The organism is Leucobacter japonicus (genome assembly GCF_001273855.1).
Classification (GTDB): Bacteria; Actinomycetota; Actinomycetes; order Actinomycetales; family Microbacteriaceae; genus Leucobacter; species Leucobacter japonicus.
This window is the reverse complement of record NZ_JHBX01000141.1, coordinates 1-16,804: the sequence shown is the minus strand read 5'-3', so window position 1 is coordinate 16,804 and position 16,804 is coordinate 1. Positions and strand designations below refer to the sequence as shown.

At 69.8% G+C, this 16,804-nt stretch carries 13 protein-coding genes; 7 read left to right on the top strand and 6 right to left on the bottom strand.

Translation table 11 applies throughout. From position 1 onward, the window contains the following. Positions 1–37: 37 nt before the first annotated feature. The 5 genes from AMS67_RS13070 to AMS67_RS13050 all read left to right on the top strand — a co-directional run bounded on the left by AMS67_RS13070 (position 38) and on the right by AMS67_RS13050 (position 4,517). A complete protein-coding gene (locus tag AMS67_RS13070; protein ID WP_053387771.1) occupies positions 38–808 on the top strand; it encodes an SDR family NAD(P)-dependent oxidoreductase in 771 nt (256 codons plus the stop codon). Between the two features lie 120 nt (positions 809–928). Then, a complete protein-coding gene (locus AMS67_RS13065; RefSeq protein WP_053353812.1) occupies positions 929–1,942 on the top strand; it encodes an aldo/keto reductase family protein in 1,014 nt (337 codons plus the stop codon). 360 nt (positions 1,943–2,302) lie between these two features. Next, entirely contained in the window at positions 2,303–3,550 is a 1,248-nt protein-coding gene (locus AMS67_RS13060) for a flavin-dependent oxidoreductase (RefSeq protein ID WP_053387770.1), read from the top strand. Then, positions 3,547–4,044, top strand: coding sequence for a MarR family winged helix-turn-helix transcriptional regulator (locus tag AMS67_RS13055; protein ID WP_053387769.1), 498 nt, complete (start codon positions 3,547–3,549; stop codon positions 4,042–4,044). The genes AMS67_RS13060 and AMS67_RS13055 overlap by 4 nt, the downstream gene beginning before the upstream one ends. A gap of 11 nt (positions 4,045–4,055) precedes the next feature. Further along, entirely contained in the window at positions 4,056–4,517 is a 462-nt protein-coding gene (locus AMS67_RS13050) for a DUF3237 domain-containing protein (protein ID WP_053387768.1), read from the top strand. Between the two features lie 164 nt (positions 4,518–4,681). Here AMS67_RS13050 and AMS67_RS13045 read toward each other — a convergent pair whose 3' ends face one another. The 3 genes from AMS67_RS13045 to AMS67_RS13035 all read right to left on the bottom strand — a co-directional run bounded on the left by AMS67_RS13045 (position 4,682) and on the right by AMS67_RS13035 (position 7,979). Next, a complete protein-coding gene (locus AMS67_RS13045) occupies positions 4,682–5,797 on the bottom strand; it encodes an FUSC family protein (RefSeq protein WP_053387767.1) in 1,116 nt (371 codons plus the stop codon). 96 nt (positions 5,798–5,893) lie between these two features. Further along, entirely contained in the window at positions 5,894–6,685 is a 792-nt protein-coding gene (gene ppgK, locus AMS67_RS13040; RefSeq protein ID WP_053387766.1) for a polyphosphate--glucose phosphotransferase, read from the bottom strand. A gap of 124 nt (positions 6,686–6,809) precedes the next feature. After that, positions 6,810–7,979 carry an acetyl-CoA C-acyltransferase gene (locus AMS67_RS13035; RefSeq protein ID WP_053387765.1) on the bottom strand — a complete coding sequence of 390 codons (1,170 nt, stop codon included), beginning with the start codon at positions 7,977–7,979 and terminating at the stop codon, positions 6,810–6,812. A gap of 165 nt (positions 7,980–8,144) precedes the next feature. Between AMS67_RS13035 and AMS67_RS13030 the strand changes: the two genes are divergently transcribed. Beyond that, the gene (locus tag AMS67_RS13030) at positions 8,145–9,485 is read left to right on the top strand and encodes a D-alanyl-D-alanine carboxypeptidase family protein (RefSeq protein WP_053387764.1); all 1,341 of its coding nucleotides are present in this window, start codon (positions 8,145–8,147) and stop codon (positions 9,483–9,485) included. Positions 9,486–9,945: 460 nt separating this feature from the next. Here the strand turns inward: AMS67_RS13030 and AMS67_RS13025 are convergent, their stop codons facing one another. Together AMS67_RS13025 and AMS67_RS13020 are read right to left on the bottom strand one after the other, a co-directional pair. Further along, a complete protein-coding gene (locus tag AMS67_RS13025) occupies positions 9,946–11,487 on the bottom strand; it encodes an alpha/beta hydrolase (RefSeq protein ID WP_053387946.1) in 1,542 nt (513 codons plus the stop codon). 104 nt (positions 11,488–11,591) lie between these two features. After that, complete coding sequence (locus AMS67_RS13020; protein WP_053387763.1) at positions 11,592–14,297, bottom strand: LuxR C-terminal-related transcriptional regulator; 2,706 nt, start codon at positions 14,295–14,297, stop codon at positions 11,592–11,594. Between the two features lie 284 nt (positions 14,298–14,581). On the opposite strand from AMS67_RS13020, the gene AMS67_RS13015 reads away from it, so the two are divergent. Further along, complete coding sequence (locus tag AMS67_RS13015; RefSeq protein WP_053387762.1) at positions 14,582–15,394, top strand: SDR family NAD(P)-dependent oxidoreductase; 813 nt, start codon at positions 14,582–14,584, stop codon at positions 15,392–15,394. Between the two features lie 43 nt (positions 15,395–15,437). On the opposite strand, the gene AMS67_RS13010 is transcribed toward AMS67_RS13015, so the two are convergent. Further along, positions 15,438–16,703, bottom strand: a complete 1,266-nt coding sequence (locus AMS67_RS13010; RefSeq protein ID WP_053387761.1) for a M20 family metallo-hydrolase — start codon at positions 16,701–16,703, stop codon at positions 15,438–15,440. Positions 16,704–16,804 lie beyond the last annotated feature (101 nt).

Genomic DNA, 16,804 nt, shown 5'->3' with positions numbered 1-16,804 from the left:
TGACCGCGCGGTCAGTTCCGACTGCAAGACTCGGGCAATGGCTTCTCCCTCACTCACCGCACTCATCACCGGCGCTTCCGCCGGTCTCGGCACGGAGTTCGCGCGGCAGCTCGCCGCGAAGGGCGTCAACCTCGTGCTCGTCGCCCGCGACGGCGAACGACTGGACGCGCTCGCCACCGAGATGCATCACCGCTACGGCGTGCAAGCTCAGGCCCTGCCCGCAGACCTTACTGACGCCGAACAGCTCGAAGCGGTGGCTGCGCGCATCGCCGACGGCGGCCAGCCGATCGACATCGTGGTGAACAACGCCGGCTTCGGCGTCTACGCGGGGTTCGAAGAGAGCGATCTCGACGACGAGCGGCGCTTGCACGAACTGCTCTCGTGGGTTCCGCTGCGACTCTCGCACGCAGCTATTCCCGGGATGCTGGATCGCGGCTACGGCTGGATTCTCAACGTGGCGAGCGTCGCCGCGTTCACCCCGACCGGCACGTACGGCGCAGCCAAGGCCGCGGTCGTCTCGCTGTCGCGGGCGCTCAATGCGCGGTTCCGTCGTCGCGGAGTGCACGTCACTGCGCTCTGCCCCGGGCTGCTCGACACCGAATTCCACGCGCGCATGGGTGAAGACCACCTGCCCGAGTTGCCGCAGATCGCCTGGGCGAACACGCGCCGCGTCGCGCACGAGGGCATCATCGGCGTGCGGCAGGGCCGCAGCGTCGTGATCTCCGATTGGCGCTACCGACTCCTGGCACCTCTGACGCGCATTCTGCCCGACCGGTTGCTCGAGCGAATGTCGACCACGAACGACTGAGGCCGAATCTGGCCGCCCGTCACGCGTCCACAACCTTTCAATTTCTCAACTCCCGACCATCTGTCCGGAGTTCATGAAACTCTCCGTCACCCGCAGAGCCCACGGGCATAGGCTGGGGCAATGGTCAACTATCGCTATCTCGGAAACAGCGGCCTCAAGGTCTCAGAAATCACGTTCGGCAACTGGGTGACCCACGCCTCCCAGGTCGAAGATGACGCGGCCGTCAAGACGGTGCACGCGGCTCTCGACGCCGGCATCACGACGTTCGACACCGCCGACACGTACGCCAACACCGCGGCCGAGACCGTGCTCGGCCGCGCGCTCGAGGGCCAGCGTCGCGAAGGCCTCGAGATCTTCACAAAGGTGTACTTCCCGACCGGCCCCAAGGGGCCGAACGACACGGGGCTCAGCCGCAAGCACATCCTGGAGTCGATCAACGGCTCGCTGCGCCGACTCGGCACCGACTACGTCGACCTGTACCAGGCGCACCGCTTCGACTATGAGACCCCGCTCGAAGAGACGTTCCAGGCGTTCGCCGACATCGTGCGCCAGGGCAAGGCGCTCTACATCGGCGTCTCCGAGTGGACCGCCGAGCAGCTGCGCGAGGGCCACCAGCTCGCCCGTGAGCTGAACGTGCAGCTCATCTCGAATCAGCCCCAGTACTCGATGCTGCACCGCGTCATCGAGGAGAAGGTCGTGCCGACCTCCGACGAGCTCGGCATCTCGCAGATCGTGTGGTCGCCGATGGCGCAGGGCGTGCTCTCGGGCAAGTACCTGCCCGGTCAGCCGGTACCCGCCGGCTCACGCGCAACCGACGACAAGAGCGGTGCGGAGTTCATTCAGAAGTACCTCCGCGACGACATCCTTGAGGCCGTGCAGCGACTGAAGCCGATCGCCGAGCAGGCAGGCCTGACGATGCCGCAGCTCGCGATCGCCTGGGTGCTGCAGAACCCGAACGTTGCCGCAGCACTCGTCGGCGCCTCGCGCCCCGAGCAGCTCGCCGACACCGTGAAGGCCTCGGGCGTGGTGCTCGACGCCGACACGCTCGCCGCGATCGACGTCGCCCTCGGCGACACCCCGAACCGCGACGGCAACGACACCTACGGGGTCTCCCCGAAGGCACGCCTGGTCTGATCCGGCGCATCGCCTCGCCCGGCACCTGCCCGGCATCTCGAGTGGCCCGAATCGCACTGCGGTTCGGGCCACTCGTGCGTTTGGGGTGCCTCTTCTTCTCACCCCACCCCATCCCCACCCCACCCCACCCCCAACAGCGGAGATTCAACACACTGCGGACCGAAACTGCGATATCGGTCCGCGATTCCGAGAATCTCCGCTGCTGGGTGAAGGCTGAGGTGTCGGCTGAGGTGGAGGCTGAGGCGAAGGCGGGGATGATCCGCCACCGAGCCCCCATTGCACCCCAGGCGCACCCGTGTTAGTTTTGTCGCAAAACCAATCGGGTGTGTCAGCATCGACCGCCCCGAACAGGAGTGGTCAATGAAGATCGTTATCATCGGCGCCGGGATCTGCGGCCTCCTCACCGCACTGAGCCTGCATGACGCGGGCTTCGACGACGTCGAAGTCTACGAGCGCTCGGCCGAGATCCGCGGGCTCGGCGTCGGCATTAACTTGCTGCCGCACGCGGTGCGCGAGCTCACCGAGCTCGGCATCGTCGATGACATCGCTGCGCTCGGCGTCGCGCCCACCACCCTCGCCTACTTCAACCGCCACGGCCAGCCGATCTGGGATGAGCCGCGCGGCACTGCCGCCGGGTACAGCTGGCCCCAGCTCTCGGTGCACCGCGGGCAGCTGCAGCTGAAGCTCCGCGATCTCGTCGAGCAGCGACTCGGCGGTGTGATCCGCACGGGCCACCGTGTCACCTCGGTCGACGATCGCGCCGACGGCAGCACCGCCCACTTCGATACGGCGAACGGCCCCGTCTCGGTTGAGGCCGATCTCGTGATCGCTGCGGACGGCATCCACTCGGCCGTGCGCGCCGAGCGCTACCCCGACGAGGGCGCTCCGCCGTGGAGCGGGCTCACCCTGTGGCGCGGCGTCGCGTACGCCGAACCGTTCCTTGACGGCAGCACCATGGTCATGGTGGGCGATGGCGAGCAGAAGTTCGTCGCGTACCCGCTTGGTCCGGTCGGCGAAGACGGTCGCATGCCCATCAATTTCATCGCCGAGCAGCGACGCGAGGCCACGAGCGACGCTGACTGGAACCACCCGATCGATCCGCAGCCCATCGTCGACCTCTTCCAGGGGTGGACATACGACTGGCTCGATATTCCGGCGCTGATTGCGAGCGCCGACGAGATCCTCGAATATCCGATGGTGGATCGCGACGCCCTGCCGCAGTGGACCTTCGGGCGCACCACACTGGTCGGCGACGCCGCCCACGCGATGTATCCCAATGGTTCGAATGGCGGGTCGCAGGCCACGCTCGACGCACGCACCCTCGCATTCCACCTCGGCACGAACCGCCCGGTTGAGGAGGCGCTGCGCCTGTACGAGGCGGATCGCCGCCCCGCCACTGCGGCGCTGCTGGAGCAGACGCGGCAGGCCGGCCCCGAACGCGTCATGGTGCTCGCGGCCGAGCGGGCACCCCAGGGCTTCGCGCACATTCACGACGTCATCGGCGCCGCTGAACTCGAAGAGGTTGCGACGGCGTACAAGCAGGCTGCCGGATTCCATCCGCAGTCGCTCAACGATCGGGCTTCGCTGTCGGTGGGGCGCCCCGCGTGAGCGATGACGCGCTGCACCACTCGAACAGCACCGCTCACCCCGCGCGGCTTGCCGCGGTCATCTCGCCGTTGCGGCGAGCGCTGCTCGCAGCGACCCGGGAGGCCGGGGGTCTTCCCGATATTCCTGACGCGCAGATCCAGGTGATTCGCGCCCTGCCCGACGGGACGACGCGCACCCCGAGCGAGCTCGCCGATGAGTTGCATCTCGACCGCTCCACCATCAGCAACCTGCTCGCGGCGATGCAGCGAGCGAAGTTGGTGGAGCGCGCGCCCGACCCGAGCGATGGTCGGCGGTCGCTCGTCACTACCTCGGCCCGCGCCCGCGAGTTGTTCGCGGCCTTCGACCGTTCGAGCGCCGACCTGCTGGGCGCAGCGCTCGACACGCTCGACCCGACCGACCGCGACGCGATCGCCGCGGCCCAACCCGCCCTTGAGCGTCTGCTCGACGCGCTGCTCACCGTGAGCGTGCCCGGCGACGCACCCCATCGATCCTGAACGGACCACTCATGACGCTTCCCATCCCCTCCCTCGAGCACGTCTTCGACGTCGAGGTCGAACTCGGCGCTCTCGAAGACCACGGCGACACTCGAGCCGGGCATCGCCGCGTGATTCCGATTCTCGGTGGCCGGATCACCGGAGCGATTAGCGCCGACATCTTGCCCGGTGGTGCCGACTGGCAGTTGGTGCGCGCCGACGGTTCGATCGAGATCGACGGCCGCTACTCCGCGCGCACCGACGCGGGCGAGTTGCTGTACCTGCAGGCGAATGGGGTGCGCAGCGGCGAACCCGCCGTGCTCGAAGCGCTGCTGCGCGGCGAGCCCGTCGACCCGTCGGAGTACTACTTCCGCACGGTCGTGACCGTCGAGACCTCGGCTCCGCGACTCGCGCACCTCGAGCGCGCGCTGTACCTCGCGGTCGCCGAGCGCACGGCGAACGCGGTGCGCTACGCGACGTACCGATTCGCGTAGGCGCGAGCCTCCCCAACACCCCGGTACCTTCCGTCACACCGGAGAAATTCCGTCACGCGGTGGCGCGCACCCTAAAACCGTCAGCAGGAGCGGATTTCTCCTGTCGGACGGGAGAGTGGCGGGAGGTGGCGGCCGCTCGGACGAAGGAGCCAGCAGGCCTACCTTCAGCGCAGTTCGCCCGTACCGCGCGCGCTCGCACTCCGGTGGATCAGCGCCGTCGCCACGGCGATCGCCGACCCGATGACGGTGTCGAGCACGCGCTCGCCTGCGGTACCCATGAGGTTCGCGCCGCCGGTCGCCGCCCCGCTGATGAGCAGCACGAGCGGGGTGATGAACACGAGCGCGAGTGCGTAGTTGCGCACGACCACGAGTTCGATGGTGAACTGCAGCAGGGTGAGCAGCAGAGCGAGCACCAGCGGAAAGGCACCGAGGCCCGCGAGGGCGAGGTAGAGCACGGCTCCGACGAGGGTGCCGGCGGTGCGGTGCAGCCCGCGCCCGAGCGAGTGTCGGCGCACCGCACTCAGCCCGATCACGGCGATGCCGGTCGAGACGGTCCAGTAGGCGCGATGGGGATCGATCCAGAGCACGGTGACGACCGTACCGATCACGGCGACGATGAGAATGCGCAGGATCAGCTGACCCTCGCCCGCCCCGAGCCACGGGCCTGGAAGCAGTTCGCGCAGCGGCCGCACGGGTTTCGCACGTTCGGAGGGGCGCAGCAGTGGCGCAAGCGCGAGCAGGTACGAGAAGAGCGCACCACCGGCGAGGGCGGCGAGCAGCACGAACGGGGAGTTCAGCCGCTGCCCGTCGACGACGCCGGTGATGTTCGCTGCGAGGCCGTAGCTGAGCACGAAGAACACCGGCCCGGGCGGCCCGAGGCGGAACGCGAACGCGAGCGTCGCGGTGACCCCGGCGACGACAACGAGCCCGACTGAGAGCCAGAGCGGTGACGGCGCGAGCGCCGCACCCAGTGCCGAGCAGGCGAGCAGCAGGGCGCCGACGAACGGCAGCACCTTCGCACGCTCCGCGGCGGCGAATCCGGCGGCGTAGAGGGCGACGAATGCGCCGGCGGCCGTCTGCAGCCCGATCCCCTCGTGCCCCAGCAGGGTGAGCACCGCGAACGGCGTGCCGATCGACAGTGCGGCGCGGATCGCGATCCAGAGCCGGGGGCCCGGGCCCGCGGGCATCTGGAAGAGGCTGCGCACGGCCTTGATCAGCGCGGTCGGAGGTGCGGGTGTACGCGGGCGGGGTGATCCGCCGTCATCGACCGCTTCGGCCATGCGCCGCTCCCCTCGCCCGTACCCAGCTATTCTTTCAGGCGCGGCGCGGGTGCGATGACACTCGCGGGGACTCTGTCAGGTGCGGCAGGCTCAGCCTCACCCCTGGGCGGCGAGGAACGCGGCACCAATGATGCCCGCGTCGTTGCGCAGTTTTGCTGGCACGACGGGCACCGTCACGCCCACGAACGGCAGATACTGATCGGCGTTCTTGCTGATGCTGCCGCCGATCACGAAGCGGTCCGGGTTCATGACTTGCTCGAGGTACCCGATGTAGCGAGCGGCGCGGCCGCCCCACTCGGCGAGGGTGATGCCCTCGCGCTCGATGACCTTCGCGGCCGTGTGCTTCTCGATCGAGGTGAACCCGTCGAGCTCGAGATGCCCGAGCTCGAAGTTGGGCACGAGCACCCCGTCGGCAACCAGTGCCGAGCCGATGCCGGTGCCGAAGGTGAGCACCATGGTGACGCCCGGCAGCCCGCGCACCTCGCCAAACGCGACCTCCGCGACGCCTGCCGCGTCAGCATCGTTGACGACGGTGCAGGGTGCGCCGACGGCTGCGCCCAGCAGCTCGCGCGCGTCGGTGCCGATCCAGCTGAGGTCGATGTTCGCCGCCGTGCGCATCACACCGTCGCGCACCACGCCGGGCAGCGTCACGCCGACCGGCAGCGCCGCGGCCACCTCGGCCGTTGCGGTGCCCGCCTCGACGAGCTCGACGCGAATCGCCGCGACCATCTCCCCGACCTCGCGCGCGATGTCGGCGGGAGCGCCGCCCTCGGGGGTCGAGACCTTGTGCCGTGAGGTGATCCGCTCACCCGTCGTGAGCTCAATCGCTCCGCCCTTGATGCCGGTGCCGCCGACGTCGATGCCGATGGCCGTGAGGTGCAATCCCATAGCCGCGAGTGTACTGGCGGGCGCGGGCGCGTCGCCACCGCACGACCGCGCCGAAACCGCCACATCTCGAACCGATACAGACGGGCCCGACGACGCGCACGTCGTCAGGCCGACTCAGGCCGAGTCAGACGGCGCGGAGCACCACCGCGCTGCCCTGCCCGCCGCCGCCGCAGATGCCGACGGCGCCGAGCGATCCGGAGCCGAGCTCAGCGAGCTGCCGTGCGAGCGTGCCGACGATGCGGGCGCCCGAAGCGCCGATGGGGTGCCCGAGCGCGATTGCACCACCGTGCGCGTTGACGATCGCGGCGTCGAGGTCAAGTTCGCGGCTCGACTGCACGCCGACTGCGGCGAAGGCCTCGTTGATCTCGACGGCCGCGAGGTCTGCGGAGGTGGCGTCGGTCTTCGCGAGTGCCGCGGCGATGGCGCGCGCCGGCTGAGAGTGCAGGTGGGTGTCGGGGCCGGCGACGAACGCGGTCGCCTCGACCCGCGCGATCGGGGTCAGGCCCAGACGCTCGGCGGCGGCCTCGCTCACGATGACGAGCGCCGCGGCGCCGTCCGTGATCTGCGACGCGTTGCCGGCGGTGATGGTGCCGTCTGACGCGAACGCCGGGCGCAGGCCGGCGAGGGTCTCGGCGGTCGTATCGGCGCGCACACCGTCGTCGCTCGATACGACGGTATCGCCGCGGCGCGAGGTCACGGTGAAGGGCTCGATCTCACCGGCGAGAAACTCCGCCGAAGCCGCGGCGCGCTGGTGCGAGGCGGCGGCGAACGCGTCTTGTTCCTCACGGGTGAGGCCGAGGGGCGCATTGCCCGTCTCGGTGAGCGCACCCATCGCGACCTGATCGAACGCGTCTGAGAGCCCGTCGCGATCGACGGTGTCGACGAACGTCGCGTCGCCGTACTTCGTGCCGGCGCGCAGCGGCAGCACGTGGGGCGCGAGCGACATCGACTCCTGGCCGGCGGCGACCACGATCTCGGCCTCGCCCGCGTTGATCAGGCGCACCGCCTGCGACACGGCCTCGGTGCCCGACAGGCACACGGCGTTCAGCGTGATCGCGGGCACCGTCAGCGGGATGCCGGCCCCGACCGCGGTCTGTCGTGCCGGGTTCTGCCCAGCACCGGCCTGCAGCACCTGACCGACCACCACAGCGTCGACCTGCTCGGGCGCGACCCCGGCGCGACCGAGCGCCGCGCGCACCGCGTGCGCGCCGAGCACGGTCGCGGGCTGCGTCGCCAGCTGCCCGGTGAAGCGGGTGAACGGGGTGCGGGCGTACCCGGCGATCAGTGCGACCATCAGCGAGCTCCTCAGTAGTGCGGTTCTGACATGCGGTGTCGAAGACTGCCATCTTCTCGCAATTGGTCGCACGGGTCATGCGCGGGATCGCACAGCCGTACTCGCACCGGCTGTGCACGGGCGGATTCCCGGGCATCGCACCGAGCCGCCCACTAATCTGGATCGGTGACCACAATCGACGCTCAGCCGGTGCAGCGACGGCGGACGGGCCGCGTGATCGGTCTCGTCGGCGGCGGCCTGGTGATCCTGCTCGCCGGAGGCTATGCGGTCGCGTGCGCGATCGCTCCGGTGCCCGCTCCGACGCTCGCGCTCAACGCCGACGTGTCGACCGCGTTCAGCCTCGATGACGACGATCTGCGAGCGGCGGTCGACGGCGAATCCGCGCCCACGGCCATCGGCTGGCTCGACGACGATGCGGTCTGGGAGAACACCACCGAGGCCGCCCCGATCGCGAGCATCTCGAAACTGGTCACGGCGCTCGTCACGCTCGAGCGTGCGCCGCTCGACGGCGACGGCGCGGTGCACGTCTGGTCGGCGGCCGACGCCGCGCGCCAGCAGCAATACCGCGAGGCCGACGGCGTCGCCTTTCCGATCGCGGTCGGCACCGAAATCACCGCGCGTCAGATGCTCGAGCTCGCGCTCATCCCGTCGGCGAACGACTACGCCGCCGCCTTCGCTTACTCCGTCTTCGGCGACAACGAGTCTTTTCTCGCAGCCGTGCGCGACTGGCAAGATCGCCAGGGCCTCGCATCGCTCAGCCTCTTCGAGCCGACCGGCATGGACGAGCGCAACGCGGCCTCGCCGGGCGACGTGCTGCGCATCGCTCGCCTCGCGCTCGCCGACCCGACCATCGCCGCGATCGTGTCGCAGCCGTACGCGACGCCCGTGGCCGAGATCGGCCTGGTCACCAGCACGAACCCGCTGTTCGGCGTGCTCGACGGCGTCGTCGGCGTGAAGACCGGGCGCACCGACGTCGCGGGGTACAACCTCGCCGCAGCCCGCACCAGCGATGCCGCCGGCCGCGAGGTCACCCAGATTTCGGTGGTGCTGGGGCGCGAAACGGCGCAGGATCGCCTCACGTCGAGCATCAGCATGTTCTCGGCACTCGATGCGGCACCCTCCACCGTCACGCTCGTCGCTGCGGGCGAGGAGTTCGGCGCGCTGACCGGCGTCGACGGCGCCACGGTGCCGGTGGTCGCGGGTGCCGGGGTCACCGCCGTGCTCGTGCCCGGCGAGGAGGGGTCGCGGCGGGCGACGGGCGATCCGGCAGCCATTGCCGCGGCCGCTCGCGCCGACGGCGGCGATGCGCCTGATGCTTCCGCGGCCGCCGATACCTCTGACGCCGCCGGCTTCAGGATCGCCGCCGGTCAGCGCGTCGGCTCACTCACCGTCGAGACGCCCGTCGACGGCGCCGCCGAAACCGACCTCACGACGGCCGCGGCGCTCGCCGACCCCGACTACTTCTGGCGCCTCACGCATCCGCGGCAGCTGTTCGGCCTCGGCTGAGGCCGTGCGCCGTCGTATGTTCGCGGAGCTGGCGGCGGGTACGGCAACGCGTGAGCCATCGTGCGCCGCGCCAGTGCCGCGAGTGATTTCGACGCCCCAGGGGCCTGCCCCCTCGATTCCGTGATCAGCCCCGCGGGCTCGACGTCGGCGGAGCACCTCGATCGTTGCAGCGGTCAGCAGTAGCGCTCCCCCGGCGATGAGGAGGTCGACCGGAGCCGACGCCTCGGTGCGCGAGAGCGCCTGCTGTATCGCAGTGGAGCCGGGCGCCACGCCATCTCCGCTTTCGAGATCGAGCCAGAGCCGCGTCGTCCCCTCGGGGGCCTGCTCGACGATCTCGATCGGTTGCGGCGCGGCCGATGCAGCGGTCGCACCGCCGAACGCGGCCGCGAAGAACGTCACCGCGCCGGCGATCGCCGCCCCGCGCCCCAGTGAACGCATCGATTTCGTTTGTGCCTTCGGTTCAGTCATCAGTGCACACGGTGCCTTCTGCGGGGAGCTCGCCCTCGAGCAGGTACTGCGTCGCGGCAGCGTCCGCGCAGGTCGAGCGATTGGCGAATGACGCACCGTGCCCCTGGCCCTCGAGGGTGAGCAGGCGCGCGTTGCCGAGCTCTTCGGTCAACTGCTGAGCACCCGTGTACGGCGTCGCGTGGTCGCCGGTCACTCCCATGACGAGAATCGTGGAGTCGCCCGTGTTCGTGAACGTGTCGGTGATGTCGTCACCGCTGACGGGCATGGCATCGCACCCGAGGTCGATGAACTTGCGCAGCACCTCGTCAGTGATCTCGGGGCCGCCGAGTTCTTCCGGGACCCCAGCTTCTTTCACGTGCGCAATCAAACCGGGCACATCGGCGTCCGCAGGGAACGAATGGCAGCGCACGATCGTACCGGCGAGACCGACATTCGCACCGCCGCTTCCGACGACCTGTGCAACGGCGTCGATGCCGTCTTGCTCGCCCGAAAGAGCGCTGCCCGCCATGTCGAGAGAAATGGCGCGTGAGGCCGCACCGCCATAGAGGGCTGAGGTGAGGAACGTGTACATGCCGGTCGAGTCGACCTCGAAGCCGTCGGTCGCGACGAGCGGCTGCTCATCGAGTGTGGCAATCTGCGCGCTGCGCGTCGCGGCGTCAGGCAGCGGGCAGCGACCCAACGCGAAGTCGTTTTCGCATTCATCGAGCATCGTTTGGGTCGCATCGACGATCGCCACCTGCTGGTCGAAGCTGCCCTCGAGCCCGGCCCAGTGCGCGCTCTCGGCACTGTCGAGCACCATGCGCCCGACGCGTTCGGGGAAGATCGTGGCGTAGGTCGCCCCCAGCATGGTGCCGTAGGAGTAGCCGAGATAGTGCAGCTCAGGGTCGCTCGAGAGATGGCGCAGCAGGTCCATGTCGCGCGCGACCTGGCTCGTGCCCATGGTCAGCGCCAGCGGGTTCTCATCCGCGCAGAGGCTGATCTGTACCTCTGGGATGTTCGAGTCGATGTCGCACTCGATGGGGGTTGAGCGAGCGATGCCTCGGGGATCGAACCCGACGAGGTCGTACTGCTGCATCACCCCCGAGAACTCGGCCACGGTCGACATCGACAATGCCAAGTCGAAACCGCTGCCCCCCGGGCCGCCGGGGTTCACGAGCAGTGCGCCCGCCGAGGTCTCGGCCTCCGCGGGGAGACGATTGACGGCCAGCGAAATCGACTCCGTGTTCTCGGGATCGGCCCAGTCGATCGGTGCGGAGACATGCCCGCACTCGAAGCGATCAATGGGCATCTCGGCCTCTTGCATGCGTTTCGCCGCATCGGCTGAGATACCGAAATCATCGTTGCACTCGCCCCAGGAGATCTCTTGGTCGTAGTACTCGGAGAATGCCGCCTGCTGGGCAGCGCTCTCGGAGCCGGCGTCGGCGTTCGGTGGCGACGTGCACCCCGCGAGCAGCAGTGCCAGTACACCGGCGGCGGCGCACACGCCGATCACGCGGCGCGGCGCACGATGAGGTTCATGGACGAGGGAAAACATGGGCATCACACTCTCTCGAAGCAGGCGGGAACCCTCAGAGTGTGACACCGCGTGCGCACGCCGCAGTCGGCCGGCGGCGCAATAGCGTAGTGCTCGAGCCAGGATCAGGTAGTGGGTGCCACCGCGCGCTCCGCAGGCGGGGCGAGTTGCTGTCGGCTGTCGATCCCGAGCTTCGCGAATGCGCGCTGCAGGTGCCCCTCGACCGTGCGCGCCGACAAGTAGAGCTGCTCGGCGATGCGCGCACTACTCGACCCGGCATGGGCGAGCAGGCACACCTCGTGCTCTCGCGCTGACAGCAGCTCGGCGTCGATGCGCACGCGACCGAGCACCGGCGTATCGACGCCGGTCAGCTCGCTCAACCCAAGAATCGCCGGCTCGATCGATGCGTTCGACGGCCGCCCGCGCCGATCAGCGCGGGCGGCACGTACCGCTGCCATCGCGCATTCACCCGCGAACAAGTGCTGGTCGAGCGCAAGATGCGTATCCAGCGCACGGGTGAGGGCGGCATCGTCGCCGCCGATGGCCCGCGCGTACTCTCCGAGCGCGTCGGCGAGCGGCCCCTGCACCCGCGTCGCCGCGTCGTGCAGCGCGTCGAGATCATCGTGGAGACCCCAGCGCCAACCGTCGTGCAGCAAACGCAGCACGACGTACCACTCCTCGTGCTCGTGCGCCCGCGCGAGCTGATGCCGCCATCGCTCAGTCGCGTGGGTGTTCCCGTCGAGCAGGCGGTCGGCGGCGAGCAGCATCCGTTCCGCTTCGCTCTGCAGGGTGCCGCCCACCCGGAGCGCGGCGGTGGCGGCGGCTCGCAGCTGCTCGGCGTGCGCACGATCGCCCAGGTGCGCGCAGGCTGCAGCGCCTGCCGCCGCGAAGTACGCCGTGATGCCAAATCGGTTGTCGTCGCCCAGCACCGCGAGCGCCTGCCAGAGCAATTCGCGCGCGGCCATCGCATCGCCGCGCTCGAGGCTCTGCACGCCTGCGGCCCCCAGATAGAGCCCCGGCGGAATCTGCAGCGCCGCCCAGTCATCGTCTGACAAGCCGATGTCGAGCTGCGCATTCGAGCCGAGGGCACGTGCGGCCATGAAGTACGTGATGAGCAGATTGCCCTGCTCCGATACGGGAATATCTTGCCACGCCGGCGAGACCATCAGCGCCACGATCTCGCCAGCGGTGTCGCCTGCCCGCCCGCCGTGCACCGCCGCGAAGAGGGCGGTCTGCAGTGCCGCGGCCCGGGTGTCGCGCCCGAGCGATGCGGTCGCCGCGTGCGCGCGCAACGTCGCCTCGGGCACCGGCACTCCGGCGCGGGCGCGGAGCACATCGCGGTGCGCCCCCAGTTCGGCGGCCCAGTGAGGGTCGTCTCCGGGTGCCGGCTGCAACAGCTCGTCCGCCTGATCGGAGCGGCCCAGCGCCGAGAGCATCGTCGCGGCCTGCGCGCGTGCTTCGGGGTCGGCGGCCTGCAGCAGCGGCGCCAGCAACGTCAGTGCTTCGTCGTGGCGCCCGGATTCGAACAGCGCGTGCGCACGCAAGCGCCGCAGCGGGTCGGGCAGCGGATCGGCGTCGAGACGCTCCGTGAGCGCGACGGTCACTTCGAATTGGCGGGCCGCGAGGCTCTGGATCGCCAGCGCTTCGCGCACGTCCGCGTCGAGGCGCACCCCCGCGCGCATGGCGTGCAGCCCGACTGTCAGGCGGCTGGCGGGATGCAGACGCTGAGCATGCTCGAGCGCGCGCCCGGCATGCTGCTGCAGTCGGCGTTGCGGCAGCTGGGCGAGCAGGGTCTGCGGGGTGAGGCCGCCGCTGATGCGCACGACTTCATCGCGGCCGACTCCGTCTGCTGTCGAGACGAGCGACATCTCGATCAGTCCGAGCGCGAGGCCGGCGTCGAGGTCTGCCGGCGCCACGAGGTCTTCCGCGAGTGCCAGGGAAATCTCGCCCGTGACCGCGAGCATCTCGACCGCGTCGCGCACCTCGATCGGCTGGTGCGCGAGTCGCAGGGTGATGAGTTCGCCGATGCGACGGCCGTGCGGTCGCCACTCCTCACGCAAGGCGAGGTAGCCGTGCACCTCGCGCAGCCCGCCGTTCTCGAGCGCGTCGCGGGCGAGCTCGTGCACGAAACGCGCATTGCCGCCTCCGAGACGTCGCAGGTGGTCGACGTCGTGCAGCGTGACCACGCCGCCGAACACGCGCTCCACCAAGATCGCGGCATCATCGAGTTCGAGCGGGGCCAGCTCGACGAGGGCGGCGTCGAGCGCGAAGGCGCGCAGTGGGGCGGGCAGGCGATCGAGACGCGTGCCGAGCACCACCAGGCGCACCGGCCCATCGTTCGCCGCCTGCGCGAACACCGCCGCACTGGCCTCGTCGATCCAGTCGGCGTCGTCGATCACGAGCACTCCGGATGCGGAGGCCGCATCCGCGCTTTCGCGCGCCAGTGCCGCGATGAGTCGCGCCGGCGACTCCGCGGAACCGGCGACTCCGGACACACCCGCGAGCACCGCGGCGAGCGCTGCGAACGGCACGTCGGCGAGCTGGGGCACTCCGGTGATGCGCCGCACCCTGCCCGCCCGCCCCTGCAGCAGGCGATCCGCGAACGTCGTGCGCCCGCTCCCGGGCTCGCCCAGCACGACGAGCGGCGATCCTGCGTCCCACTCCTCGCGAGTCCGCGCCGCCGCGTCGGCGCGCGACGGGAACTCGGGGCTCTGCTGCGTCGCATTCCGCGCGGCGGCGTGAGCCGTCTCGTGGACGACGTTGCGAGCTGTACTGCCGGCAACGTTGCGCGGAGCGTCTCGATGCGATGCGTCTGCGGATGTGTGGGGCACCTCGTAAGCCTATGGCGCAGGTATGCACTGCCGATAGAGGCGCGCGCGGCAAGCTGTCCCGCTGCCGTGCTGGCACCCTGCGCCTGCGCCCCGCCTCTTGCGGATCGGTGTCAATAATTGCTGTTCCGGGGCGCGAATTGGCCCATATTGCAGCAATTATTGACACCGATTCGCTCTGCGGGGCTGGGCTGGGCTGGGGTGTGGAAAGGCAGCGGCGGGGCGCGTCGAGCGCGGCGCGGACGGCGCGGCGCGGACGGCGCGGCGTGAGCAATTACAGTCGGCGTATGACCTCATCGCGCGAGACCGCATCCGCTCCCGTCGGCCCGAACCCGGTCGCATTGATCACGGGGGCCGGATCCGCCACAGGTATCGGCTTCGCCACCGCGCGCCAGCTCCGTGCGGCCGGATTCGACCTCGTCATCACGGCGACCACCGAACGCATTCATGATCGCCGCGACGAACTGCTCGCCGGAGTACTCACCGACACCGCACCGCGCGTGCATTCCGTCGTCGCGGATCTGACCCTTTCGGCAGACGTGCAGCGGCTCGTCGACGCCGCGCGCGCCGAGTTCGGGCGCCTCGACGCGGTCGTGAACAACGCCGGCATGACGTCGATTTCCGACCCGCAGCAGCCCGCCGGCATCGACGACATCGCGATCGAGCAGTGGAATCTGTCGCTGTCGCGCAACCTCACCACTGCCATGCTCGTGACGCAGGCCGCGCTGCCGCTGGTGAACGCCTCAGCGCACGGCCGCATCGTGAATGTGGCGTCGGTCTCGGGGCCGGTGCTCGCCTATGGCGGCGACGTCGGCTACCACGCGGCGAAGGCAGGGCTCGTTGGGCTCACCCGATCCGTGGCGATCGATGCGGCCCTGCACGGCACGACGTCGAACGCGGTCGCTCCCGGGTGGATCGCCACCGGCTCAGCGACCGAGCACGAGGTGCGCATGGGCGGCGCGACTCCGCTCGGCCGGTCGGGCAGCGCCGACGAGGTTGCCGCGGTCGTCGCCTTCCTGTGCTCGCCGGGCGCCTCGTACGTCACGGGCCAGCTCATCGTGGTCGACGGCGGCAACGCGATCCAGGAAGAACGCGGCTAGCGTCGCGCCAAGCCGTTCGGCCGGCAGCTCAGCCCAGCTCAGCTCAGTCGAGCAGCGCCCCACCGGCAAGGCGGCGCACGACGCCGGTGAGGTGATCCACCCCGGCGATGAGATCGGCCTCTTCCGTGAACTCGTCGAGATTGTGCGAGACCCCCGCGACGCTCGGCACGAAGAGCATGACCGTGGGCACGGTGTCTTTCATGTTGGTCGAGTCGTGACCGGCGACCGTCATGACGCGGTCGTGCGTGAGGCCGAGCTCTTCGGCTACCCCGCGCGCCAACTCGACGCCGTTCTCGGGGTAGGGGTTGCGATCCCAGCTGTGCTCAGCGGTGACGGCGATCTCGACGCGGTCTTCGCGCTGCACGCGCTCGATCGTGCGCTGCAGCGAGGCGTGGGCCTGGCGGATCACCTCGGCGCTCGGCGATCGCAGGTCGATGAGGAGTTCGACCTCGCTGGCGACGACCACCGGCGAGTTCGGGTAGACGTTGAGCTCACCGCAGGCGGTGTGCAGCTGGCCAGGCTCGAACTCGTCGACGAGCTCGCGGGCGGCGACCACGAGGCGGGCGGCGCCGAGCAAGGCGTCGCGACGGTCTTCCATCAGCGTCGATCCGCTGTGCGCCTGAGCTCCGGTCACGCGGAACTCGAACTTGTGCGCCGCCCACGTCGCGTCGACGAGGCCGATGGTCACGCCATCTTCTTCCATGCTGCGCCCCTGCTGCACGTGGATCTCGGCGTACGAGGCCACCGAACGACCCGACGCTCCGCCGAAGACATCGCCGTCGCCGAGCTCGCCGAGTGCACCGAGCGCATCGGCGACGGTCACGCCGTGCGGATCGGTCGTCGCGAGCGCGTCGGCGAGCGGCAGCTTGCCTGTGAATACCGAGCTCCCCATCATGGAGGGCTTGAAGCGCGAGCCCTCCTCGTTGAACCAGTTGACCACGGCGAGGTTCACGCGCGCGGCCGAGGGGTCGGCGCGCAGCTCGTCAGCGACGCGGAAGCACGCGTGCGCCGACGCCATTACCCCGTACGCCCCGTCGAAGCGGCCCGCGGTCGGCTGCGAGTCCATGTGCGACCCGGTCACGACGTAGGGAGCTCCCGGTACGAGCTCGAGCAGACCGAACTGGTTGCCGATCGCATCGCGCTCGACGGTGAAGCCGTGCGCCGTCAGCAGCTCGGCGAACCACGCACGCTGCTCGCCGTCGGCCGCGCTGGCCGCCTGCCGGTCGACGCCGTTCGTCTCGGGCACCGCGCCGAAGCGGGAGTGCACGGCCCAGTCGGCGAGGAAGGCGTCATCGTGGTGCTGCGTCATGGTGTTCTCTGTTCTCTCGTTCGTCACTGTTGTCTGCTGTGCGCGTGTCTGCTGTGCGCGTGGGTTGCGTGCGCTACTCGGCGATTTCGTCGGCGGCGGGC

Coding starts and splice junctions, on each gene's coding strand:
- AMS67_RS13050 (WP_053387768.1), top strand. CDS start 4,056: ATGACGCTTCCCATCCCCTCCCTCGAGCACGTCTTCGACGTCGAGGTC.
- AMS67_RS13015 (WP_053387762.1), top strand. CDS start 14,582: ATGACCTCATCGCGCGAGACCGCATCCGCTCCCGTCGGCCCGAACCCG.
- AMS67_RS13070 (WP_053387771.1), top strand. CDS start 38: ATGGCTTCTCCCTCACTCACCGCACTCATCACCGGCGCTTCCGCCGGT.
- AMS67_RS13035 (WP_053387765.1), bottom strand. CDS start 7,979: ATGGTCGCACTGATCGCCGGGTACGCCCGCACCCCGTTCACCCGCTTC.
- AMS67_RS13060 (WP_053387770.1), top strand. CDS start 2,303: ATGAAGATCGTTATCATCGGCGCCGGGATCTGCGGCCTCCTCACCGCA.
- AMS67_RS13010 (WP_053387761.1), bottom strand. CDS start 16,703: ATGACGCAGCACCACGATGACGCCTTCCTCGCCGACTGGGCCGTGCAC.
- ppgK (WP_053387766.1), bottom strand. CDS start 6,685: ATGGGATTGCACCTCACGGCCATCGGCATCGACGTCGGCGGCACCGGC.
- AMS67_RS13045 (WP_053387767.1), bottom strand. CDS start 5,797: ATGGCCGAAGCGGTCGATGACGGCGGATCACCCCGCCCGCGTACACCC.
- AMS67_RS13025 (WP_053387946.1), bottom strand. CDS start 11,487: ATGTTTTCCCTCGTCCATGAACCTCATCGTGCGCCGCGCCGCGTGATC.
- AMS67_RS13065 (WP_053353812.1), top strand. CDS start 929: ATGGTCAACTATCGCTATCTCGGAAACAGCGGCCTCAAGGTCTCAGAA.